The organism is Umboniibacter marinipuniceus (genome assembly GCF_003688415.1).
Classification (GTDB): domain Bacteria; phylum Pseudomonadota; class Gammaproteobacteria; order Pseudomonadales; family DSM-25080; genus Umboniibacter; species Umboniibacter marinipuniceus.
The window spans coordinates 305,906-330,397 of record NZ_REFJ01000004.1 but is presented as its reverse complement, the minus strand read 5'-3'; the positions used below and the strand labels follow the sequence as shown (position 1 = coordinate 330,397).

The 24,492-nt window shown below is 50.4% G+C and carries 20 protein-coding genes; 13 read left to right on the top strand and 7 right to left on the bottom strand.

Going from position 1 to position 24,492, the window contains the following annotated elements:
• Nucleotides 1–87 precede the first annotated feature (87 nt).
• Both DFR27_RS09785 and DFR27_RS09780 read left to right on the top strand, forming a co-directional pair.
• Complete coding sequence (locus DFR27_RS09785; protein WP_170150835.1) at nucleotides 88–1,302, top strand: alginate lyase family protein; 1,215 nt, start codon at nucleotides 88–90, stop codon at nucleotides 1,300–1,302.
• A 1-nt stretch (nucleotide 1,303) separates the two neighbouring features.
• Nucleotides 1,304–2,527, top strand: a complete 1,224-nt coding sequence (locus DFR27_RS09780; protein ID WP_121877282.1) for a glycosyltransferase family 4 protein — start codon at nucleotides 1,304–1,306, stop codon at nucleotides 2,525–2,527.
• A 36-nt stretch (nucleotides 2,528–2,563) separates the two neighbouring features.
• On the opposite strand, the gene DFR27_RS09775 is transcribed toward DFR27_RS09780, so the two are convergent.
• Nucleotides 2,564–4,288: an SLC13 family permease gene (locus tag DFR27_RS09775; RefSeq protein ID WP_121877281.1), complete on the bottom strand. Its 1,725-nt coding sequence runs from the start codon at nucleotides 4,286–4,288 to the stop codon at nucleotides 2,564–2,566.
• A gap of 88 nt (nucleotides 4,289–4,376) precedes the next feature.
• Here DFR27_RS09775 and DFR27_RS12735 point away from each other — a divergent pair, with 88 nt between their 5' ends.
• From DFR27_RS12735 to rimI, 10 genes are all read left to right on the top strand, one after another.
• Nucleotides 4,377–4,508: a hypothetical protein gene (locus tag DFR27_RS12735; protein WP_281269021.1), complete on the top strand. Its 132-nt coding sequence runs from the start codon at nucleotides 4,377–4,379 to the stop codon at nucleotides 4,506–4,508.
• 20 nt (nucleotides 4,509–4,528) lie between these two features.
• Nucleotides 4,529–5,443 carry a sulfate adenylyltransferase subunit CysD gene (cysD, locus tag DFR27_RS09770; RefSeq protein ID WP_211327612.1) on the top strand — a complete coding sequence of 305 codons (915 nt, stop codon included), beginning with the start codon at nucleotides 4,529–4,531 and terminating at the stop codon, nucleotides 5,441–5,443.
• Between the two features lies 1 nt (nucleotide 5,444).
• A complete protein-coding gene (gene cysN / locus DFR27_RS09765; protein ID WP_121877280.1) occupies nucleotides 5,445–6,857 on the top strand; it encodes a sulfate adenylyltransferase subunit CysN in 1,413 nt (470 codons plus the stop codon).
• Nucleotides 6,858–6,942: 85 nt separating this feature from the next.
• Nucleotides 6,943–7,542 (top strand): adenylyl-sulfate kinase, encoded by a 600-nt coding sequence (gene cysC, locus DFR27_RS09760; protein ID WP_121877279.1) that lies wholly within the window; start codon nucleotides 6,943–6,945, stop codon nucleotides 7,540–7,542.
• 91 nt (nucleotides 7,543–7,633) lie between these two features.
• The gene (locus DFR27_RS09755; RefSeq protein ID WP_121877278.1) at nucleotides 7,634–9,136 is read left to right on the top strand and encodes a mannose-1-phosphate guanylyltransferase/mannose-6-phosphate isomerase; all 1,503 of its coding nucleotides are present in this window, start codon (nucleotides 7,634–7,636) and stop codon (nucleotides 9,134–9,136) included.
• A gap of 77 nt (nucleotides 9,137–9,213) precedes the next feature.
• Entirely contained in the window at nucleotides 9,214–10,122 is a 909-nt protein-coding gene (galU, locus tag DFR27_RS09750; RefSeq protein ID WP_281269020.1) for a UTP--glucose-1-phosphate uridylyltransferase GalU, read from the top strand.
• A complete protein-coding gene (gene galE, locus DFR27_RS09745; RefSeq protein WP_121877276.1) occupies nucleotides 10,123–11,139 on the top strand; it encodes a UDP-glucose 4-epimerase GalE in 1,017 nt (338 codons plus the stop codon).
• A gap of 9 nt (nucleotides 11,140–11,148) precedes the next feature.
• A complete protein-coding gene (locus tag DFR27_RS09740; RefSeq protein ID WP_121877275.1) occupies nucleotides 11,149–12,108 on the top strand; it encodes a DHH family phosphoesterase in 960 nt (319 codons plus the stop codon).
• Nucleotides 12,109–12,138: 30 nt separating this feature from the next.
• Nucleotides 12,139–13,074, top strand: coding sequence for a hypothetical protein (locus DFR27_RS09735; protein WP_121877274.1), 936 nt, complete (start codon nucleotides 12,139–12,141; stop codon nucleotides 13,072–13,074).
• Between the two features lie 3 nt (nucleotides 13,075–13,077).
• On the top strand, nucleotides 13,078–13,551 hold the full coding sequence (gene rimI, locus DFR27_RS09730; protein WP_121877273.1) for a ribosomal protein S18-alanine N-acetyltransferase: 474 nt from the start codon (nucleotides 13,078–13,080) through the stop codon (nucleotides 13,549–13,551).
• A gap of 146 nt (nucleotides 13,552–13,697) precedes the next feature.
• Here rimI and DFR27_RS09725 read toward each other — a convergent pair whose 3' ends face one another.
• From DFR27_RS09725 to DFR27_RS09700, 6 genes are all read right to left on the bottom strand, one after another.
• The gene (locus tag DFR27_RS09725; protein ID WP_245962646.1) at nucleotides 13,698–15,278 is read right to left on the bottom strand and encodes a BCCT family transporter; all 1,581 of its coding nucleotides are present in this window, start codon (nucleotides 15,276–15,278) and stop codon (nucleotides 13,698–13,700) included.
• A 25-nt stretch (nucleotides 15,279–15,303) separates the two neighbouring features.
• Nucleotides 15,304–16,833 carry a carboxylesterase/lipase family protein gene (locus DFR27_RS09720; protein WP_121877272.1) on the bottom strand — a complete coding sequence of 510 codons (1,530 nt, stop codon included), beginning with the start codon at nucleotides 16,831–16,833 and terminating at the stop codon, nucleotides 15,304–15,306.
• 4 nt (nucleotides 16,834–16,837) lie between these two features.
• A complete protein-coding gene (locus DFR27_RS09715; RefSeq protein ID WP_121877271.1) occupies nucleotides 16,838–17,827 on the bottom strand; it encodes an NADPH:quinone reductase in 990 nt (329 codons plus the stop codon).
• 144 nt (nucleotides 17,828–17,971) lie between these two features.
• Nucleotides 17,972–18,772, bottom strand: coding sequence for an SDR family oxidoreductase (locus DFR27_RS09710; protein WP_121877270.1), 801 nt, complete (start codon nucleotides 18,770–18,772; stop codon nucleotides 17,972–17,974).
• A 65-nt stretch (nucleotides 18,773–18,837) separates the two neighbouring features.
• Nucleotides 18,838–21,312 (bottom strand): TonB-dependent receptor, encoded by a 2,475-nt coding sequence (locus DFR27_RS09705; RefSeq protein ID WP_121877269.1) that lies wholly within the window; start codon nucleotides 21,310–21,312, stop codon nucleotides 18,838–18,840.
• Between the two features lie 119 nt (nucleotides 21,313–21,431).
• A complete protein-coding gene (locus tag DFR27_RS09700; RefSeq protein ID WP_121877268.1) occupies nucleotides 21,432–23,435 on the bottom strand; it encodes a tetratricopeptide repeat-containing sulfotransferase family protein in 2,004 nt (667 codons plus the stop codon).
• 136 nt (nucleotides 23,436–23,571) lie between these two features.
• On the opposite strand from DFR27_RS09700, the gene gcvA reads away from it, so the two are divergent.
• Nucleotides 23,572–24,486, top strand: a complete 915-nt coding sequence (gcvA, locus tag DFR27_RS09695) for a transcriptional regulator GcvA (protein WP_121877267.1) — start codon at nucleotides 23,572–23,574, stop codon at nucleotides 24,484–24,486.
• Nucleotides 24,487–24,492 lie beyond the last annotated feature (6 nt).

Here is a 24,492-nt window from a genome sequence, read left to right as displayed (position 1 = left end):
CGATTGATAAACCTTTGGATGGATGGGAATCCGGTAGGGGAGGGCAATGGTTGGGAACCATACCCACTCTCATTGAGAATTCCAAATATGCTAAAGGCTTGGCAAGCGGGCCTACCTCTGGACGGCTCGCATTTTTCGAGCCTCTACGCTCAGGCTAGCTATCTTTCAACTGATCTCGAGAAGCATCTTTTAGGAAACCATTATTTTGTTAATCTAAAAGCGCTTCTCTTCGCAGGGATTATATTTCAGAATTCGCGATGGTTGGGTTTGGCAGTTACTGGACTCGTTAAAGAAATTCCGGAGCAGACGCTTCCCGATGGCGCGAATTTCGAGCTAACACCAATGTATCACTCACTGATACTAGTGGATATGCTCGATATGTTTAATCTATGTAGGGCGTATCCAAGTGAGCAGACGAGTAAATTAACATTGTTGCTGGAGACCTACATCCCGAAGATGTTGAAGTTCATGCAACTTATGTCGCACAACGACGGCGGGGTGAGTTTCTTCAACGACTCTGTGGATGGCATTGCTCCGCCTAAAGCTAGAATAGAGTCCTACGCTAGGGCGTTAGGATTTCGGGTCCACAAACTCGATACTATGCAAACCTCGGCAATTGACTCAATGCCAAGCGGTTACATGTGTGCAATGAGCAATGGTAATAAGCTGATATTCGATGCTGCTAATGTCGGTCCTGACTACATCCCAGGGCACGCCCACGCTGATACGCTATCCTTTGAATTATCCTTAGGCCCACAGCGGGTTTTTGTTAATACAGGCACCTCACAATATGGCTTAGGGGAAAAACGTCTTGTTGAACGAAGGACCCAATCACATAATACGGTTGAGGTCGACGGTTTCGATTCTTCGCAGGTTTGGAGTGGCTTTCGTGTCGCTAAAAGGGCGCGCGTTATTTCACGTTCACATAGAGTGATCGATGATCGTGCTGTCTTAAGCGCGAGTCACAATGGGTTCAAAAAGGTCTCAGGAGGGCCGATTCACTTTCGGCAATTAGAGCTTTCAGAGAATAGCCTCAAGGTCGTTGACGCGTTTAACGGTGAGTATGGAACTGCAGTGGCTAGATTCTATTTACACCCCTCACTCAAGGCGGCTATAAACTCTGAATGTCTTACAATTATTGGTGAAAACTTCGAAATAAAGGCTGATCTGAAAAATTTACAGGCGCAGCTATCGGACACTACTTGGCATCCAGGTTTTGGATTGAGTCAGCCCAATAAATGCCTCGAACTCCGTTTTACTGCTGAAGAGCAGTCTGTCGAATTCACATGGAAAACTACTTAGTATGCATATTCTTTTTCTTACCGACAACTTTCCTCCTGAAGGAAATGCGCCAGCTACCCGTACGTTCGAGCACACCCGCGAATGGGTCAAGAAAGGTCATAAGGTAACGATTATCACATGCGCGCCTAACTTCCCCGAGGGCCGAGTTTTTGAAGGCTATAAGAATAGCTGGCTTAGTAAGGAGCAGGTGGAGGGGATTGATGTTTGGAGGGTGAAGACGTTTATTACAGCTAACGAAGGCTTCCTGAAGCGGACATTAGATTTCATTTCGTTCATGGTAAGCAGCTTTTTATTTGGTCTCTTCAGCAAGAAAGTCGACGTCGTAGTCGGGACATCTCCACAGTTCTTTACGGTCGTCTCGGCTTGGGCTCTCGCGAAACTAAAGCGGGTCCCATTTGTCTTTGAGCTCCGCGATATCTGGCCCGCTTCGATTACTGCAGTCGGAGCAATGAAAAAGAGCAAAGTGATCACTGCCTTAGAGAGGCTAGAGATGTTCTTGTACCGTCAAGCCCATGCAATCATTTCTGTTACGCATAGTTTTAAGTCGGAATTGATAGAGCGTGGAGTTGACGGCAGTAAGATTAAGGTGGTTCTCAATGGCGTGGATTTGTCTAAGTATGAACCGGCGACGGAAAAATCGGCTAACTTTGCGAATCAGTATGATTTAAAAGGCAAATTCGTAGCAGGTTATATTGGAACGCACGGTTTAGCGCATGCACTAGATAAGATTATCGATGCGGCAGAATTGTTAGAGTGTAATGATAATATCCGTATCGTGTTTGCTGGTGGAGGAGCGGATAGACCTAGGGTAGAAAGGATGGTCGAAGAACGAGGGCTTAAGAATATCGTGCTAATTCCTCGTCAAGCAAAAGATAGAATGCCAGAACTATGGAGTCTGTGTGACGTATCTCTTGTGCACCTCAAAGATGCTCCGCTGTTTAAGACGGTAATACCTTCGAAGATATTTGAGTCAATGGGAATGGGGCTACCCATAATTATATCGGTGCCCGAAGGTGAAGCGACAGCCATTATTGAGAGTGCTTCAGCTGGAATAGTAATTCCACCGGAAAACGCTGAGCAGCTTGCAGCAGCTATATTGCAGATGACGGATCCTGAAGTTTTAGACGAATACTCAGCGAACAGTATCACGTCGGCTTCAGCTTATGATCGATCTAAATTAGCACTTTCTATGTTGGATATTTTGGAGTCTACCGTCGAAAGTTAGCGAAGCGTTTGTAACTATGCAGAGACGCTAGTTTTTCTAAAACGGAAACACCACCGGAATCAAACACAACACCGCCACGCCATAACAAATCGATGTCGGCACGCCACACATCAAAAAGTGTTTCAGCTTATATTGCCCCGCGTTGAAGACCATTAAGTTGGTCTGATACCCAAAGGGGCTGATAAAGCTGCCACTCGCCGCAAACGCCGTCGCCATGATGAATGGCATAGGGCTAACCCCTAAACCCTCAGCAATACCCAGCGCAATGGGGAATACCATGGCTGCGGCGGCATTGTTGGTAATCAATTCCGTGGTGATCAGCGTGAGTAGGTACACCCCAATCAAGGTAATCCAGAGTGCTTGGCCGGCTAGCGCAGTTTGAGCGGCGCTTGCAATAGACGCACTCAGTCCCGTATTCAGGAAAGCCAAGGCAATAATCAACGCTCCTAATACAATACCTACCAGCTCATAGGGAAAGCGTTGTTTGATATCGTTGGTGAGTAAAGTCTTGGTGATCAACATGGCCGCTACGTAGAAGATTAGCGGCTTTAGCAACGGTATGCCCATAATAATGGAGGTGCTTAAGGCGCCTATAAAGCCACCAAGCGTGAGAATCTGACGCCAGCCAGTAATCACTCTGTCCGTAGTTAAATCACTCAATACAAAGAAGTTACGAGCGAGGTTAGGACGGGTATTGAAGTCCGGGCCGGTAGCTAAGGTTAAGAAGTCACCAGCGCGTAGCTTAATGTCTCCTAGTTTGCCGGATAGCGTTTCCCCCTGGCGGCGAATGGCCACCACAGCGGCATCAAAGCGCGAGCGAAAACGCATGTTCTGTAGGTTCTTACCCACCAATACAGAGCCGGGCTTAATCAGCACCTCCACTAAGTTGTCAGTAGGGTAGCCTTCACGGTGCGCGAAGATCTCAATGCCTTCAATAATCGCCAGTGAGTCCAGCTTGCTGACTTGGCCAGAAAACAGCAGTTTGTCGCCAGCGCGGATATGGTGGAACGGCCTCACCGGCGAGATTAATCGCCCGTCTCTTACAATCTCTGCCAGAAAGAAATTCTCCAGGGTTCGTAAGCCGTTTTCCTCCACGCTTTTGTTCACCAGTGGTGAATCGTCACTCACCATGGCTTCTACGAAGTAGTGTTCTTCGTCGTTATCCTTTGGCCAGCGGGTTGGCAGAATGTAATGGCAAACGCTCACGGCGAACGCCACTGCCGCTAAGGCGCCCAGGCCAACCAGGGTGAAATCAAAGAAGCCAAGGCTTGCCATGCCGCTCTCAACCATTTGCGCATTGATGATGAGGTTCGTTGAGGTACCCACCAGGGTCAGCGTGCCACCGGCAATGGAGATGTAGCTAAGTGGGATAAGCAGCTTTGAAGGCGCTACCTTACCGTTGCGCTTAATGGGCGTAATCAGTGCCGCTACCACAGCGGTATTACTTAGCACCGATGACAGCAAACCCGCCATGGTGAGCGTAGACGCTCTGGCGTGTTTGGGTTTCTTGCTAAACAGCTTGCGAGACATGCTGTAAACCAACTGAGTACGCTCCAGAGCAAAGCTGGCAACAAGCAGGAGCACTAGGGTTACCACACCCTGATTGGTAAGCACACTCAGTAACTCGTTGGTATCAACCATATCCAGGGCGTAGCAGGCCAGCGCCGCTACGGCGAAGAACGCACTGGCGCGGCGCTGCTGGATAAGCAATCCCAGCAGTAGTAAGCTGATAATTAATACGAGTTGCGTGGAAGCGTCCATAAAACCCTATTCATGTTAGTTTTAATCAGTCTAAGATATTTTTGCTGGGGTTTGCACATTTATCTAAGCGCACAATGGTTCTAAGGTTATGAAAAAACGCTCCAACCAACGTCTTTTCATCGCATTGTGTAACGAGTATGTTAGTGGCAAGTCATTTCTATTGTGTGAAGGCTCCGCGGTAGAAGGGCATAAAGTAATCAAAGAACAACTAGGTCGTTAATAAGAAGGTTAAGTGCTCGTATGCTGGTGTCGCCACAGAAAGTTACCCATCTAAAACAACTGGAAGCTGAAGCTATCCATATCTTTCGGGAAGTGGCGGCGGAGTTTGATAACCCGGTAATGCTTTACTCCGTTGGCAAAGACTCCAGCGTATTACTCCATTTAGCGCGCAAGGCATTCTTCCCGGGGAAAATCCCGTTCCCGCTATTACATGTGGATACCACTTGGAAGTTTAATGAGATGATTCGCTTCCGCGATCAAATGGCCACGGACATTGGTTTTGATTTGCTAGTACACCAAAACCCCGAGGCGAAGGCACATAATATTAACCCCTTCGATCACGGCAGCTCCAAACATACGGATATTTGGAAAACTCAGGGCCTTAAGCAGGCGCTAGACAAGTACGGCTTCGATGCGGCCTTTGGTGGCGCACGCAGAGATGAAGAGAAATCTCGCGCTAAAGAGCGTGTGTACTCCTTCCGCGATAAAAAGCACCGCTGGAATCCCAAGGCTCAGCGCCCGGAATTATGGAATGTATATAACTCCAAGGTAGAGAAGGGCGAAAGTATTCGCGTCTTTCCTCTGAGTAACTTCACTGAGTTAGATATCTGGCAGTACATTTACCTCGAGAATATTCAAATCCCAAGTTTGTATTTTTCGAAGCCTCGTCCGGTTGTAAATCGCGATGGGATGTTAATCATGGTGGATGATGAGCGTATGCCCATTGTACCGGGTGAAGAGGTGGTAGAGAAGAGCGTTCGTTTTAGAACATTAGGCTGCTACCCGTTAACCGGCGCTGTGGAGTCTGAAGCAACCTCGCTCCCTCAGATTATTCAAGAAATGCTACTGGCAACCACCTCGGAAAGACATGGGCGAGCTATCGATCACGATTCCTCGGGCTCAATGGAAAAGAAAAAAATGGAAGGTTATTTCTAATATGGCACACAGTTCAGATTTAATCGCCGATGACATAGAAGCCTACTTACAGGTTCATGAAAACAAAGACATGCTGCGTTTTATTACCTGCGGCAGCGTAGATGACGGTAAGTCCACGCTAATTGGGCGCTTACTGTATGATTCAAAGATGATCTTTGAAGATCAGATGGCGGCTATTGAGAAGGACTCGCAGCGCTTTAATACCACCAATGATGATTTTGATTTGTCGTTACTGGTAGATGGCCTACAAAGTGAGCGCGAGCAGGGCATCACCATTGATGTGGCCTACCGCTATTTCTCTACGGAACAACGCAAGTTCATCATTGCCGATACACCCGGACACGAGCAATACACCCGTAACATGGCAACGGGGGCGTCCACCTGTGATTTGGCCGTCATTTTGATTGACGCGCGCCACGGCGTGCAAACGCAAACGCGTCGTCACAGTTTCATCTGCAGCCTATTAGGCATTAAGCACGTGATTGTAGCGGTGAATAAAATGGATTTGGTTGACTACAGCCAAGACACCTACAAAAAGATTAAAGCCGAGTATCGTGAGTTTGCTGAAGACCTAAACTTCGCCGATATTCGCTTTGTGCCCATGTCAGCGCTGCGCGGCGATAACGTGGTGAACAACAGCGAAAACATGGCTTGGTATCCGGGTGCTACGCTCATGCGCCTACTGAATAGTGTTGATGTCCAAAGCACGGCAAGTGAGTTCAATGAATTTCGCTTGCCAGTACAGTATGTTAACCGCCCGAATTTGGATTTCCGTGGTTTTGCCGGAACCATCGCCGCGGGTGATATTCGTGTGGGTGACAGAGTACTAAGTTTACCTTCCGGGAAAGAGAGCAAGGTTAAACAAATTATTACCTTCGATGGCGAGCTTGAACAGGCTTCGCAGGGTATGGCCATTACGCTCACACTAGAAGATGAAATTGATTGTTCGCGCGGCGATATGTTGGTGCGCCCAAATCAACGCCCCCTCAGTTCAGAGAGTGTTGCGGCAGATGTAGTATGGATGGACGATCAGCCCCTAGCGGTAGACCGAGACTATGTAATTAAGCTGGGCACCTGTGAAACGGTGGGGCACGCTAAGCGCTTTGAGTACAAGGTGGACGTGAACAGCTTAGCAAAGTCCGATGCGGCCCAGCTAGACTTGAATGAAATTGGCCGAGTCGTCTTTGATTTTGATACCCGGGTGCTGTTTGATTTGTATCAGCAAAGTCGCCGTACGGGTTCATTTATTATCATTGATAAGCTTACCAACAACACCGTGGGTGCCGGTATGATTGCCAAGGCGGTCAAGTTTGATGTGCCAAAGCCACTTTATTCGGAGCAGGAGCTTGAACTTAATGCTTATGTACGCAAGCATTATCCTCACTGGGGTGTAAAGGATATTTCCAAGCTGTAATGCACACAGAACGCTTTAGGGTGGTGTCACGAATATAATCCTCAACCATCATTCCCTAAGCAGCAAGCAGGACGTAGAGGCAACAATGAGCACCAACATCGTTTGGCACAACACACAAATCACCTCGCAACAGCGTGCTGATCAGAAACAGCAGAAGCCGGTGGTACTTTGGTTTACGGGCTTAAGTGGTTCGGGTAAGTCCACGGTTGCGAACGCCGTGGAAAGTCTGCTCTTTGCAAAAGGCGCTCACAGCTATTTGCTTGATGGGGACAACGTTCGTTTCGGTTTAAACAAAGATCTTGGCTTTAGTGATGAAGATAGAGTGGAAAATATTCGTCGCATCTCGGAAGTGGCTAAACTCTTTGTGGATTCAGGTTTGATTGTGCTAACGGCATTTATCTCGCCGTTTATTGCTGATCGTGCGCAGGCTAAAAGCCTCATTGGTGATGCTAACTTCTTGGAAGTCTTTATTGATACGCCCATTGAAGTGTGCGAATCCCGAGATCCGAAGGGCTTATACAAAAAAGCACGTGCAGGTGAGATTAAGAACTTCACCGGTATTGGTTCAGCTTATGAGGCGCCGGTGGCTCCTGATATTCACATTCAAACGGATACTCTGAGTATTGAAGCCTGTGCCACCGCGGTGGTTGATGCCCTAACTACCAAGGGTTATGTAAAAAGTTAGGCGGCTACGGACTGCTATCTAGTCCCTACGCTCTTTTTACCCTCACTAAAACTCGCTACACTAGCGGTATCAATCATCGGAACCGCACATTATGCCCGCACTTTTACCCGTCATTATGGCGGGCGGCTCTGGCAGTCGCCTATGGCCGCTGTCTCGCCAGCAACATCCCAAACAGTTCATCCGCTTTAACGGCGAGCAAAGTTTACTGCAACAAACGGTGTTACGTGCTCAGGCATTGTCCACTCAGGCACCCCTGGTGGTGACCAATGAACATCATCGTTTTCTTGCCGCGGAACAGCTGCAAGCTGTGTGTGGTGATGACTTCCATCTGTTACTTGAACCCGAAGCTAAGAATACCGCGGCCACCATTGCGCTGGCGGCTAATTGGGCCAAGCAAGCGCTGGGTGAAGACACGCAACTGTTAGTGCTGGCGGCAGATCATGTCATGGCCGGTGGTGAATCACTGCTCACCGCGGTGGAGTCAGCCTCGAAGGCGGCCATGGATGGTTGTTTAGTGGCCTTTGGTATTGTGCCCACGCACGCGGAAACTGGCTACGGCTATATTCAGCGAGCTAACTTTGAAGGCCAAGCCAGCTTTGCAGACCAAGCCAGCTTTGAAGGTAAGGCTAGCCTCGAAGACCACACTCACCAAACAGTTAACCCGCAGCAAGCGGCGCCGATTTTAGCGTTTCATGAAAAGCCCTCATTAGCAGTGGCCGAGCAATACCTGTCGTCCGGTGATTACTGGTGGAACAGCGGGATGTTTCTGTTCTCGGCCCACGATTTCCTAGTTGAGCTCAACACCTATCAGCCAGAGATTGCAAACTGCTGCGAACTCGCGGCGAATTTTTCCGTGGACAGGGACTTTATCCGTATTGACCATGAGCCGTTTAGGAGTTGCCCATCATTGTCAGTGGATTACGCCGTGATGGAGCACACCCAGCGCGGTGCGGTGGTGCCTTTTACCGGAAACTGGAGTGATATTGGTAGCTTCGCAAGCCTGTGGGAGTTTTTGCCAAAGGAAGCGGCTGGGAATGTTCACTGGGGTGATGTCACCAGTATCAATAGCCACAATAATTTGGTGGTGGCCGAACATAAACTGGTGGCAACACTGGGTGTTGATGACCTAGTAGTGGTAGACACCAAAGATGCCATGCTGGTGGCGCACCGAAGCCAGTCTCAACAGCTTAGAGAGGTTGTGGCTCAGTTAGCTAAGGCCGACCGCCCCGAGTTGCAGCTGCACCGCCAGGTCTCAAGGCCTTGGGGTAGCTACGACAGTATTGATGAAGGTAATGGCTTCAAGGTAAAGCGCATCAAGGTAAAACCTGGACAGCGCTTAAGCCTTCAGTACCACCACCATCGCGCTGAGCACTGGGTGGTAGTGCGCGGAACGGCAACGGTGACCAAGGGCAATCAACAGCTTACGGTGAATGCTAATGAATCCCTGTATATCCCAGCTGGCGAAACTCATTCACTTGCAAATAATACACCTCACGCGTTAGAAATAATCGAGGTACAAACGGGCGATTATCTCGCCGAAGATGATATTATTCGTTTAGATGATGATTATGGCCGTGCCAACTCAAGCGACTGAGCGCGGAGCCAAAGGCTAAACATTGGATACATGTTACAATCATCCTAACTAAGCAGCGAACCATGAGGTCCTGAACTGTGCCGAATAATGTAACTCGAAAAATCACTTCCGCCGTTATTCCTGTTGCCGGCTTAGGCACACGTATGCTGCCTGCTACCAAAGCCATCCCCAAGGAAATGCTCCCCATTGTGGATAAGCCACTCATTCAATATATTGTGAATGAATGCGCCTCGGCGGGTATAGATCAAATTATTTTGGTCACGCATTCCTCCAAGGGCTCAATTGAAGATCACTTCGACACCTCATTTGAACTTGAAGCCACGCTAGAAAAACGGGTGAAGCGTCAGTTATTGGACGAAGTTCAGTCTATTACCCCGAAGGGCGTGACCATCATGCACGTTCGCCAGGGCCACGCCAAAGGGTTGGGACACGCGGTACTGTGCGCGCGGCCAATTATTCGTGACAACCCCTTCGTAGTGGTGCTCCCGGATGTGATTTTGGATGCTTACACGGCCGATCAAAAAACCGCTAACTTAGCCTCCATGATTAAGCGCTACGAAGAAACCAGCGCCTCGCAGATCATGGTTGAAGCTGTACCGGAGGAAGCCGTATCCAGCTATGGTATTGCCGATTGCGCCGGCGTAGCGGTGGCACCGGGTGAAACCGCGGTGATTAAAACCATGGTAGAGAAGCCTAGCCCTGAGGAAGCGCCATCTAATTTAGCGGTGGTAGGTCGTTACGTATTATCGCCAGCCGTATGGGGCGAGTTAGAGCGCACTCCGCCGGGGGCGGGGGGCGAAATTCAGCTCACCGATGCGATTGATCATATTATTAAGCATGAAACCGTTGAGGCCTTTTGTATGGAAGGGGCGTCCCATGATTGTGGTTCAAAGCAAGGCTATATTAAGGCCTTCGTGACTTACGCCATGCGTGAGGAATCCTATAAGGCAGCGGTAATTGAGGGAATTCAGGGAGTTGAGGTTTAGATGAAGGTTTTAGTAACAGGCGGTGCCGGGTACATCGGTTCGCACACAGTTCTTCAGTTGATTGAAGCAGGTAAAGAGGTTGTTGTCTTAGATAACCTATCTAACAGTTCGCGTGTAGCGCTGGCTCGTCTTGAAAAATTGGCAGGGCAAACCATAGCGTTTATTGAAGGTGACATACGTGACGCTCAGTTGTTGGAAAGACTGTTCGCGGATCACGATTTCGACTCCGTTGTTCATTTTGCAGGTTGGAAAGCGGTAGGCGAATCAGTTGAGAATCCACTTGAGTACTATGACAATAACGTGAACGGTACCCTTGTACTCTGTTCAGCTATGCAAAAAGCGGGTGTAAAGAAGATTGTTTTTTCTTCATCGGCCACAGTTTATGGTGATCCGAAAACGCTGCCTATCACAGAAACTAGCCCAGTAGGCGGAACGACCAATCCTTACGGAACGTCAAAATATATGGTTGAGCGAGTTTTGGAAGACATAACTATATCAAATCCTGAGTGGTGCGTATCGTTGTTACGCTATTTCAATCCAGTTGGTGCTCACGACAGCGGAACGATAGGCGAAGATCCGAATGGAATTCCTAACAATTTGGTGCCATTTATAAGTCAGGTCGCCGTGGGGAAGTTGGCAAAGCTTAGTGTATTTGGCGATGATTACGATACGCCCGATGGTACCGGTGTAAGGGACTATATCCACGTTGTTGATCTGGCAGAGGGGCATTTAAAGGCATTAGACTATTTAGAAAAGCACCCGGGCTGTCATGTTCACAATTTGGGGACAGGTGTGGGTTCAAGCGTCCTCGAAATGGTCCGTGCATTTGAAAGAGCTAGTGGAAATACTATTCCCTTTGAAGTTAAGCCACGCCGTAGTGGTGATATCGCAACGTGCTTCGCTGATCCCATGAAGGCCGAGCGAGAGTTAGGCTGGAAAGCTAAGCTAACACTCAGTGATATGATGCTAGACACCTGGCGCTGGCAATCAAACAACCCTAACGGCTATAACAGCTGAGGAGTTAATTTGGCTCATTACGATGTATTTAACGGCGATGCCGACGGTGTTTTGTCCCTGGTTCAATTGCGTTTGGCGCATCCGGCCAACAGCGTGTTAATCACCGGTGTCAAGCGCGATATTTCTTTGCTCAAGCAGGTCTCTCCGGATGTAGGAGATTCCATCACGGTGCTAGACGTGAGCATGGAGAAGAACGCCGAGGCACTCGATAGCGTGTTGGACCTAGGCGCAGAAGTCACTTACATTGATCACCACCGCGCAGGACATATTCCTGCTCACGGTTCGCTATCCGCACATATTAATTTAGATGCCAACACCTGCACGGCGCTAATTGTTGATGAGCTATTAAACGGCACCTACCACGCCTGGGCTATTGCTGCCGCCTATGGTGATAACCTCATTGCCAAAGCGGACTCACTGGTAGCGGCCGCCGAATATAACGAAGGCCAGCGTGAGTTCCTCAAGGAGCTTGGTACCTTGGTTAACTATAATGGCTATGGCGAGCATATTGGTGACTTACATTTTCATCCCGCTGAGCTGTTCAAACGTTTAGTTAAGTCGCTGTCTCCGTTCGAGTTGCGCGAAGATAAAAGCTCGGTCTTCTATGAGCTTAAAAGCGCCTATGAAGCCGATATGTCTGAACTTGACGAAGTGGAAGCCTGTTACAGCACCAAGGTAGTTGAAGCCTTTAGATTGCCGCACAAGCTCTGGGCTAAGCGGGTGAGTGGCGTATTTGGTAATGAACTGGCCAATACGGCGCCAAATCGCGCGCACGTGGTCTTTACTGACAACGCCGATGGCACACTAATGGTCAGCCTTCGAGCGCCACTAGCGAACAAACAGGGTGCCGGTGATATCTGTAGTCAGTTCCCAACGGGTGGTGGTCGTGCTGCCGCGGCGGGGGTGAATAAATTACCGGAACACATGATGAGTGACTTCCTAGGGGTGGTTGAACGCTACTACGCTTAAGCGCTAGTCCTACACAAAAAAGGCCTTACCGTGATTTACGAGAAAGCACGTTTAGAATATTTAGCCGCCATGGGCGTAACGTCTTGGGTGCCGCGCCAGCAGCTACCCGGGGCCAAGCCGAGTATTCGCTTAGTGCCGCAGGGTAAGGCGCCAAATAAAGAACGCGCGCTTGAGGGCGCGAATGGCTTAGCCGCCATGCGCGAGGCGGTAGGCCATAGCACGTCGGCAAGCCCTAGCCGCAGTTCGCAGGGGAATATGGTCGCGGCACGCGATGCCGCGAAAGAGATGTTGGCATCGCTCAAGTCCAGCGTGGCGGCGTCAGCGAATGGCGCTGAGAAATCCGGTAGTGCTAGCCCTAGTAACGCCGCAGCCGAGGATAAATCGGGAGCGAATGCCGCTAAATCAGCATCCAAGGCCAAGAACGTAACCCCGCGTGATGGGGATTCGGGAGTGAATGCGCAGCATGCTGCTGAGGCAGATGGCAACGCAACGCCCATGCTGCCTTCGTTATCGGTACTCCAAGTTGGTAGCGTGATGCTGGTGGTTGAACAACCCGTTGATAACAACATCAAAGGTTTACAGTATCCGCACCGAGTCCTCTTGAATGACGCCATGGTGATCTTAGCCGGTAGCTTTAATCGCGGTGACGTTAACGAGCAGGAAATTGATACCCAGGCCATTAAGCGCACCGCGCCTCGCGCCTCCGATAGTGAGCTGAACACGCGCATCCATGAAACCCTCCAAGCCTTTATTGAAGCGCGTGAGCCAACACTATTGGTAAGCTTTGGTGCAAGTATTGGTGAGAGCTTATCGGCGGCGCAAACAGCTCGCTATCGCTTTCATGCGGCACCGGCGTTCAATGAGCTCTTTGCCAGTGCCAACGCACGATTGACCCTAGCCAACCAATTGCTTGAGTTGAGCATGGGTGGGGAAAAGGACAGCGCCGCGTCAGAAGCCGCCTCCTAAGCCATGGATAGTTCAGCGCTAGAGGGTTATAAGTTTACGGTTTTGCATGAGTCGCATTTCGAGGCGGTTAAGGGGTTAGAACAGGGTTCCCATAGCCACCCCTGGTCCAACGCCAACATTCTTTCGGCGCTGTGCTCCACGCGCACACAGGTCTTGGGTTTCTTGGATCCGCAATCAGAACTGGCGGCGTACGCTGTATTCGACAGTGTGCTAGATGAAATTACCCTGCAGAATATCGCCGTGGATCTTGGGCATCGGCGCAAGGGGCTGGCCTATAAGCTCATTGAATCGGCTTGGTCAATCTTCCCTAACACCACCACCCAGTTTCTTGAGGTGCGTGAATCAAATACCTCAGCAATATCGCTCTATGAAAAGCTTGGCTTTGTAGAAGTGGGTGTCCGCAACAACTATTACCCCTGTGATCGTAAGGGTCGCGAAGACGCGATTATCATGGCGCTGACGCGCTTGGACGATTGACCACCAAGCTCCTCACCGGGCATCCCCAGGGCACTAGTTAGGGCGCCAGTTAGAGCGCTAGGCAGTCAGCCCGAATGCCAGCTTGGTAGCTAGGAACTCAGGCCGTACGCTAAGTGAGAGGGTTGATTGATAAGCCGTTACGAATACTATTCGTTCAGGTCCGCCGTTAAGCGCTTACGTGCATCGCGAGTACTCATAACGCCGTACTTAACATAATCCTCACGTAACATCTTAAGTAGTGAGCTGGTCATAATTACGCCAATCACCAACAGCGGCATACTCGCCACAATGGTGGTAGATAACATGACCTTAATGCCGCCATCAATGAACATCAGCGAGCAGGGCAAAATACCCACCCCAATGGCCCAGAAGATTCTATGCCAGCGCGCGGGGTGATCGCCAGCATGAAGGTGATCAGTGGCCACAGACGCCAAGGTATAAGAGGCCGAATCGTAGGTTGTTGCCACAAAGATAATGGCCACAAAGGCAAACAGAACCAGCGCCCACTCACCTGCGGGTAGGGAGAGGAACACTTGGGTAATCGCCGTTTCGGGCGATTGTTCGTTCATGATGCCGGTCACGTTTAGAATGTTATTGATGTCCAAGAACATGGCGTAGTTACCGAAGATAATGAAGAACAGCGCCGCGCCTAATGAGCCCCAAAGCAACATATTCATGATCACGGAGCGGATGGTTCGGCCACGCGAAATACGGGTGACAAAGATGCCAACAAACGGCCCGTAGGCAATCCACCAAGCCCAGTAGAACACCGTCCAGCTTTCCACAAAGCCACCGTTTTCTACTGGATCCGTCCAGGTGTTAAAACGAATGAAATCCTGCAGTACCAAGCCAATGCTATTGGTGCCCATTTTCAGAATAAACAGGGTAGGGCCAACCGCTAGTACGAAGAAGAGTAAGGCTAGCGCGGCGAACATGTTGATGTCCGCTAGGCGCTTAATGCCTTTACTCAGACCTAGCCAAGCACTGGTGCCGAAAATGGCTACACAGAGCACCACCACCGCCACTTCTAGAGCAAAATCGTGGGTGATACCAAAGATACTTGCCAAGCTTGCGGCAATGACCGGGGTGGACAATCCCAGTGAGGTACCTGAGCCACCAATTAAATTAATCATGTAAATGAAATCAATGAAGCGACCGCGCTTGCTGTTCACCCCGTTGGGAAGGTGTGCCACACAACCGGTACTCAAACGCAGATAGGGAATTTTGCGAACATAGTACGGGTAGGCAATGGCTAAGGTTGGTAGGCAGAAGATAGCCCAACCGGTAATGCCCCAATGGAAGATACCGTAAGCGGAGGCGTATTCAATGGCCTCGGTGCTACGTGCCGCAAAGCCTCTAGCGGGTGAATCAATATAGAAGCCCCATTCAATCACGGCCCAGTAAAGCAAACCCGCGCCAACCCCCGCGCTGAATAACATACCAATCCAGCTGAAGGTGGAAAACTCCGGTTTGTGGTCATAGTCGCCCAGCTTGATGTCGCCGTAACGACCAAAGCCTAGCCAAGCCAGAATAGCAACGGCCGCAACCCCATACCAAATATAAAAAACGCCAAAGTTATTGGTTAGCGCGGTGAAGAGACTACTAATAAAGGCACCGGCCGTATCATGAAATCCAATGATAGGAACACTCACCAATAATACGGTAAGCATAGTAGTGATGAACATGGGGCGATCTACGCGCGATACGGCTTGCGTTGATTGAGTCACTGCAACCTCCTAGTGGGTGCTTTTATTATTCTGTTAGTAGATTATCGCAGATTGCGCGTTGGATTACTGCGCGCTGCGGTGTATCACCGAAAATCAGCTGCTGTCCGCTGCTAAGCAGGGGCCAACTAGGCAGCGAGCTATCATTCGGGTTGCCTGTTCGGGCGAAATTAACCCAATAGCGAATCATGGCATCGCTAATCGCCAAATCCACCATGGACGTAGGCAGCCAGTCATCGTGGGTATTAAACACGTAGGCGATCTCGGCACCGTGGTAGGCGCCAATTTGATTACTTGGGTGAGCGCGAGTGGTATCGAAGCGGTACACATAGCTTGGTGCCGTGTCCTGATTCGCTTCAGCGAAGCTGAGACTGGGGCAAAGCATTTGCTGTGCGGTGGTGAGACGGTCTAATTGCTGACGAGCGGTTAAGCCCGCGAGGGCCTCATCAACGCTTTGCGTCTGCGCGGTGGACAGATACTCGGCGCGAAAGTTGGCCACAGCTTGCTCACTCACGGTGTCTGGCAAGTACATCAGCCATTCATCTAAGTTAGTACCAATCATGAGTGGCACGCTGCGCAGTGTGTTTGCCGCTAAGGCCTCTGCCACGGTGAGCGGCAAGGTGGGGCCACCGGCCACCGGGGAATAGCCATCGATGTCTTCAGCAAGTTCGGATATCTGGCTGTGTGTAAGCGCTCGCAAACCGTTCAGGTCAGTATTTGCTTTGCTGGCTAGTGCTTGTCCCTGTTCGTAGGCATCCGCTAGCGTGGCGCGGTCCAGGAGTTGAAAGCCGCCACTTTGGCTGATGAGTTTGGCGAAGAGTCCTTCGCTTTGGGGCACCGCTAACAGAGTACCCACATTCGCGGCGCCGGCAGATTCGCCGAAAATAGTGACATTACTGGCGTTGCCACCAAAGGCTTCAATATTGCTCTGAACCCAGCTTAACGCCGCAATTTGGTCAAGTAGCGCGAAGTTATTCTGCACCACTTGCGAGTCTTTCATCTCAGGATGCGAGAAATAGCCGAAAATCCCCAGGCGATAATTAATGGAAACAAGTACTACCCTGCGTTTGGCGAATTCACTACCTAGATAGTTGGGTTCAAAGCCCCAACCATTAACGTTACTGCCGCCGTGAATCCACACCATTACCGGTAGGCTCGCATCACGTTTAATAGGCTTTGGGGTCCAAATATTCAAATAAAGGCAATCTTCACTGATTGGCGGCGTGGTGATGACCTTCTCTGGGCCGTTAAAATTATCGGCCACGCTTTGATACCAATTCGCGTTGCCGTCATTCTGAATGCAGGCGCTGGAAAACGCCGTAGCGTCATATTCACCTTGGATACTAATGGGTTCGGGCGCTCGCCAGCGACGATCACCTACTGGCGGTTTGGCGAAGGGGATGCCACGAAAGCTCCATGTTTGAGCTTCCTCTACGCCCACATAAGTACCGCCGCTCGCGGTGCTAACCGAGTTTAGTTCTTCGTCTCCACAACCCAAGAGCACACTCGGCAGCACCGCGATAACAGCGATACGCTTAAGACACTGCAATAACATCATTCGATTAAGCAGATACCTTGACAACTACACAGCCGCCGAAGCCGCCTTGCTCAATGAGTTCGTTAGACTTAACCATCTCACTAAATGGCAAATTATGGGCAATGCGATGCTGCAGCTTACCTTCACTCAACATGCGCTGAGTATCGGCAATAGCTTGCATCTTGGCCTCTTCAGGCATGGCATACACAATCACCATTCGCAGCGTTAAATCCATAAACATCATCTGAATGAACGGCAACTGCGGTTCTTTAACTTGGGTAGACGAGTAAGTGGCAATCACGCCGTTAATGTTGATGCACTTGAGTACTTCCGGTAAGTTGGCACCAAATTCAACATCCACCACGCGGTCAACCTTGTCACCGCCTAATGCATTCACTACCGCTTCGCCCCAATTCGCTTCGCGATGATTCACAACGAAGTCAGCACCCATCTCTTTACAGGTTGCTTCGTCAGCAGGATTAGAGGCGGTAGCTACCACCGTGGCCCCGGCTGTTTTCGCCCATTGGATGGCGTAGTAACCCACGCGGCCAGCGCCACCGGTAATCAGGATGGTCTTGCCAGTAACATCGCCATCGGCGTATACACAACGGTGCGCCGTCATGATGGGAATGCCAATGAGCGCGCCCACTTCCATTGGGGCTTCGTCTGGAAGCTTTGGTGCGCGGTTGCTGTCAATAGCAATGTACTCCGCAGCCGTTCCCAAGAGGCGGCCATACTGACCTTGGTATACAAATACGCGTTCACCAATACGTGATGGGTCAACGCCTTCACCAACAGCTTCAATGACGCCCGAACCATCGGAGTTTGGAATGACGGGGCCGTTATCCAGCAAATTAGGGAACGCACCTGCACGCTTCTTCACATCGGAAGGGTTAGGGCAGGTATACGCCACTTTGACTAATACTTCCCCAGCGCCTGGGGTGGGGGTTTCCTGGTCACCGATGATTAAGGTGTCGGCGGCGGCTCCAAAGGATTCAAACCATGCAGCTTTCATATCTAGCTCCTAATGTTGCTTGGTGACGGCCTTAATGATGCCGCCCGGTACTTAATAATTCACTTTATAGCGGCTTGAGCCGGTATCAGTGCAGGGTAACTGAGCCGCGCAATAAGTTCTGCGCGGCCCTTAAACAATAATGACCTAAGGCTCAAGGAAGTTTGAAAGGCCTTCGGTGTGTCCATCTACGGCAATGGTTTGCCCAGAAATGGATTTGCCCATATCGCTGGCAAGAAAGAGCGCGGTATTGGCAATATCATCCGCTTCCACAAACAGCCGCATTGAGCTCTGGCGCTGATAAACGGTCCGTATTTCATCGGTGGTCATACCACGGCCGGCTGCGTCACGTTCAATCACGCCTTCAATACGAGGGCCATTAACGCTGCCAGGACAAATCGCGTTAACGCGGATTTTGTTGACGCCCAGCTCCATGGCCCAGGTTTTAGTTAGGCCCAATATTGCCCACTTGGCGGCGGTGTAAGGTCCGCGCAACGGAAAGCCAAAAAGTGCGGCATTGGAGGCGATATTAATCATGGCGCCACCGCGTGCTTTCATGAGCGGCGTGGCTTCCTTAGTCACATAGAAAATACTGTTGAGGTCAATGGCAATGGTTTTATCCCATTCGTTGGGGTCCATGTCTTCTACCGCAGCCGTAGGGCCAGCAATCCCAGCGTTATTGATTAATACATCGAGGTGGCCGAATTGGGCGGCGATGCCTTCGAACATTGTTTTAACCCGCTGGTAGTCGCTCACATCCACCACATCACCTGAAGCATTGGGGTGCGAGGCAATAAAATCAGCCACGCCTTGCTCATTGATATCGCACACGTGTACTAAGCAGCCCTGTGCAAGGAAGCGTTTTGCCATGGTTAAGCCGATACCCGAGGCACCCGCCGAGATAAAAACCGTACTACCAGACGATAGCCCCGGTACTCGTGGTTCCATATATGAACTCCTAAAAATGTAGTAAACAGGGCGCCGGGACCGGCGCCCTTGATCAGCCTTTCAGCTTATTCAAAGCGCATCTTGAAGCGCACACCAATGGTCCGAGGACGGTTAGTGGTGATTGACGTATCGTAGCTTGTGGTGAAACGGGTAATTTCAGCACGCTCATCGGTTACGTTATTGATAAAGGCTTCAACACCCCAGGCATCCGTTTCTACACCAGCGGTGAGGTTCAGGTTGTCATAGGCTGCCTGAACTTTGCGCTGATCCATGCTGGTGTTACCACCGGCATACTTAAAGATGTCATTATAGCTTTGATCCACGTTGGCGTAGGCCATTTGTACGTGAGTATCAAGCCCCATCATTGGGAACTCGTAACGCGCGGCCATGTTCCATTTTACATCGGGAACATGCGGTAGTGCGGTACCCGCGGGTGAAGAGTTGCCGCCGATAACGAAATCTTCAGCAAAAGAAGCGTCGTTATACGCCATGGCGCCCGAGAGCGTTAGGCCATCCATTGGAATCCACGTTAGGTCAGTCTCAAGACCTTGAATTTCCGCTTCGCCCACATTAAGTGTTAAGCCCACCGGTGAACCAAAGCTTGAGTCAAACTTAGTGAACTGCATATCTTCCCAGTCCATGCTGTAGATAGCACCGTTCCAGCGAACCGTATTGCCAGCCCAAGAGCTCTTCCAACCGAGTTCCATGTTGGTTAGGAAGTCAGCTTTATAGGTACGCCCTACTACCGCTGTCTCGTCACGGTTGATACCACCTGGGCGGTAACCTTCAGACCAGGTAGCGAATAGGTTGACGTTATCGGTGAGGTCATAGGCCAAGTTGAATTTCTTCAAGACGTCCGAATCACTAACCGAAGAGTTCACGTTGATAATTGGGAAGCCTGGTGCAATCACACCGTACCCAGAAATCCCTGACAACGAGCTTTCGGTCTCGAAGTAACGCAAGCCCATGGTAGCGGTTAGCTTATCCGTGAAGTCATAGGAAATCTCACCAAATACTGCCGTTTGCTTGTCATTACGAACTTGATCAGTGAGGTACCAAAGATCAGCTTTGTCCAATTGAACAAAATCTGGTCCCTTCGCCATACCCGGCTGAATCCACTCCTGACGATAGGTGTGATCGCTATCTTCGTAGTAAACCCCTACGCTGTAGTTAAGCGGGCCTTCCGAATTAGACACTAAGCGCAACTCATGGGTGCTGCGGTCATACTGGTTATCTTCTTCGTACATAATGTTGTTACTAGTACAAGGCGCGGTTGCCGTGCCGTAGTACTCACAGCTGTAGTACTGGATCCAGCTGGTTGAATAGTAGTCAGCGTAGTCTGAGTAATCGTTGTTGTACTCAACTTCACGGTCTAGCAATGAGCCTGCGTAGGTGGCGGTGGCGAAGCCTAAGTCACCTTCAGCCACAAACGAGAACTGGGTGAACTGATCCACGCTGCTGTCATCATTAAAACGCTGAATTTCAAGATCGCCCACTTGGCCATTTGGATTTTCTGGATCGTGGAACCAAACGCCTTCAGTTTCTTGCTTCTGCGTCACCACACTCGCGGTGACTGTCCAGCTGTCGTTAAGATCTACCTTTAGCGCGGCACGAGCGCCGGTGTTGGTTAGATCGTTAAAATCTTCCTCAACGCGATCGGCGTTATCTTCCACAACCATTGGGGTGGATGGATTGAACAGCGCATAGGTACGCTCGCCATAGACATTGTCAATGTAACCGCCGTCTTCCTTATTCCAACCTACTAGTCGAATGGCTGCGTTTTCCGATAACGGAATGTTTACAAAACCTTCTACTGAGTAGCTGTCTTCACCGTTCTTGGTGTTGGCATAGCTGACATCGAAGCCACCTTCGAATTGGGTGGTGTCAGGCTGGTTGGTAATAATACGAAGCGTACCACCCTGCGACGACGCTCCGAAGAAAGTGCCCTGTGGGCCGGCAAGTGCTTCAACACGCGCGATGTCATAAACGTGAACGTCTAAGTTACGACCAATTGCGGTAACTGGCTGCTCATCAAGGTAAATGGCAACACTTGGGTGCTGACCAGAGGCATTACCGTCGCCACCATCGGAGGCACCACGCATATAAACCTGCGCAAGACCTGGGCCGGCCGACTGATAGCTGAGGTTAGGGAGCATGAGCGCGTAATCATTGAAGTTACTAACGCCCTGATTTTCCAAATCCTGCGAACTGAGTGCTTGAACGCTAATAGGAACATCTTGCAGGCTTTCGGTGCGCTTCCGCGCGGTAACTAAAACTTCTTCAATTGCCGTAGCTTGAGCGGCAACGGGTGCTTCGGTTTGCGCGAAGGCAGCGGTGCTAGCCACTGCTGCACCAATACCGATGGCAAGATCTTTGCGTTTCAGCTGAGTAGTTAGAGCGCGATTTAAAGCTTTAGTAGCCTCGCGACTCGGCAAGCGAGTGTTATTCATTTGGTTGTCTCCAGTATCGTTCTTATAGTTATTGAATAGTGGAGGTCGAATCCGCTTTGCAACGGATACATCACGACCCTGCCAAAACATGGCAGTGTTTCCCTATTCAATGGCATTGCACGGGGTAAAGCAAACGAGGAAAATTTGTCTATAGGTAAGATAAATTCACCTGTTTAGGTGGCGCAAATAGGGTGGGGAGGCTCATTATTCTAAATGAGCCTCTCGTAGTTCAGTGTGGTTTCTTGAAGTAGGTGTTGGAGCGGCGAAAGCGTTTCGCCGTAGGCTTTCCAGAGCTCGACGGCACTGGTGTAAATGGGTTGGCGAACCTGTTCAGAACTGGCCGTTCTCACTGATCGTTCCGTCTGATGAAAATTCACGCAAGCCTCTTCGAAATTAAGATTGCAGTAGTCTAACAGCTTTCGGATTTCATTTTCAGTGTCATTGACCATGTTTTCATAACACACCCTATGAATGCGTCCAGGTAACACTTGGTCGAAGTGAGCCATCAGTTGCTCGTAATCTTGGTAGTAGCGGCCAATGTCCTCTAGGCGATAGCTAAAACGCTGCCCCGAGGCGAAGAGTTGCTTGTAGCCACCAAAGCAAGCTGCCATGGGGTGGCGACGCGCATCAATAATCTTGGCATTGGGTAAGATTAGTTGGATGAGCGCAATGTGTGCGAAGTTGTTAGGCATCTTATCAATGAAGAAGGGGGCGTTACCGCGCTGGGCGGCAGCGCGTTCCAAATACTCTTCGCCCAATTGAAGGCGCTGCTCTGGCGTTAGCTCGGCCAGTACTTCCGGATAGTTAGAAGGGTCTGTCTTCTTATTTCGTCCCGAGAGCCGCCTCGCCATGGCGATAATGTCAGGGAGCTCCTTGGTGCCGTCTACTTGGCTGTGCGAGGCGAGAATTTGTTCAATCAGTGTTGAGCCAGACCGCGGTAGGCCAACAACAAAAATCGGATCCGGTCGCTGGCAGCCCAATGAGGTTTCCGCAAACAACGCGGGGGTGCTAACTTGAATGGTGCGCTGCGAATCGGCGTGGTTGGCGTCTGCACTGTAGCGCTCGATGACCGCTTTAATGTTATTGCCCTTTTCGTAGTACTCGAATGAGCTGTTGTATGCTTTGCGATCCTCATAAGCTTTGCCCAGAGCGAAGGCAAGGTGGTAGGCATCTTCACGGGTGAGCGCGCCGCTGCTGGCGAGCGTGTGCATTTGCGCCAGGAGTTCGTCGTCAAACTTGAATACCTTCATGTTCGCCAAACTCCAATAGGCTTCGCCCAGGTTGGGGTTGAGCTTAATGGTCTCAAGGTAGGCGGCAATCGCCTCCTCCTGAGCGCCAATGGCCTTATGGGTATGGCCAAGGCTCATGACAATATTCGCTTGGGCGGGGTAGTGTTCAATCAGGTAGTTATAGGTGAGAACCGCTTCTTCCAATTCGCCCAGCTGAGCCTGAGCGGCAGCTTTGAGCGTGAGATAAGCGGGATTAACGTTGTCCTGTTGCTCAAGAATGGCGATTTGCGCCAGTGCTTCCTGAGGGCGCTGACGGCCATGCAGCGCGCTGGCATAGTTTAAACGCGCAAGATGAAAGTCCGGTGCCAATTCCAGTGCGCGCTCCAGTAGGCTTTCAGCATCTTTATAGAGTTTGAGCTTGATGGCGATTTCGGCCAGTAGGCGAATGGCAGACACATCGGTGGGGTGCTGCTTGAGGTAGTTTCGTACCTTTTGCTCAGCCTCGGCAATACGGCGAGCATTGAAGTCTTGCATGGCTGCCACTAGCTCGGGGGCCTGCGATGAGTGCTGCAATTGCTGATGTAGCGCGGCCCTACTGGCAGCTTCATTGCCCAGAGCACCGTGCGCGTTGGCTAAACCTTGCCATGCTGCGGCAAGTGAGGCGTCTAGGTTTGTTGCGGCCTCCAGATGCTGCGCAGCCACTTCATACTCGCCCTGTTGTGCTAAGCACAGCCCCAGTTCCTGCTGCGCTAGGGCAAATTTGGGTTGTTGGCGAACGACCTCGGCAAGGTGCTGCTGGGCTTCGCTGAGGCGCTGCTGTTTACGCAGTGCCGTGCCTAAAACTCGCAGTGCATTGATATTTCCGGGCGCCACCACAAGGATCTCACGGGCCTGCTCTTCAGCAAGCGAGAACTGGTTGTTGTCAATCAAGGATTGCGCATGAAAAACGGCTTCTTTAAGGCTTTGAGTGTGCGCGTTAGTCATGGTAAATCCCCTAGGTGGTGAGCAATTTAATAGCGTTTTAGCCAATCATGTTGACATGGCAGCGGCAAATGTTCAAACTCGAGTGGTTAAGTTTTATTCACCTATAAATTTTATAATAACGAAATAGGGTTGAATTATGCGCAAACGTTTACCCCCGTTAACCGCGTTAAAAAGCTTTGAAGCTGCTGCCAGATTAGGCTCGTTTAAGGACGCGGCCGCTGAGCTTTTTGTCTCACACTCTGCCATTAGCCACCAGGTTAAATTACTGGAGAGCTATTTAGACATTAGTCTCTTCGAACGCAAGGCTAGAGCGGTCCACCTCACTAAGTCGGGCAAGGCTTACTACCCCATAATTCGTGAAGCATTTGACCGAATTGCCGAGGGGACAGAGCTGATACTTAAGCCGAAGGATCACGATATTCTTACGGTTCAACTCTATAGTACTTTTGCTATTCGTTGGATGATTCCCAGGTTACCTGAATTCAACGCTGCGTACCCCGATATCAAGATTCGCTTGAATACCTCTCAAGTGGACGTGGACTTTAGTCACGATGATGTGGACGTCTGCGTGATGATTGGCCAGCGTGTAAGCGAAGACTTGCACTACGACTACTTGTTTACCTCGGAGATGTTCCCGGTAGCGTCGCCAAAATTGATTGCCGAACAGCAACTTAATGAACCTAATGATCTGGTGGGTTGCCCTATTTTGCAGGTACACCCATCACCCCATGATTGGGCCATTTGGTTGGAAGATCATGGCGTAAAGGATATTGATTCGGCGGAGGGTTTACAGTTCGACAGTTACGACCATGCGCTTTCAACGGCAATGCAGGGGTTGGGTGTCGCCCTAGGGATGCAGCCCTACGTTGATAAAGACCTTCGCTCCGGAATGCTACAGGAAATATTCCCGGGCCAGCGCTCACGCGCCGGTGGTGACTGGTATGCCGTATGCCGGCAGGAACGTATGAACGATGAAAAAATTCGCCTATTCAGAGCGTGGTTGCTTGAAGCATTGGCGCAAGATTCTCAGTTGCAGCCATTGATGGCATAGGGGGCT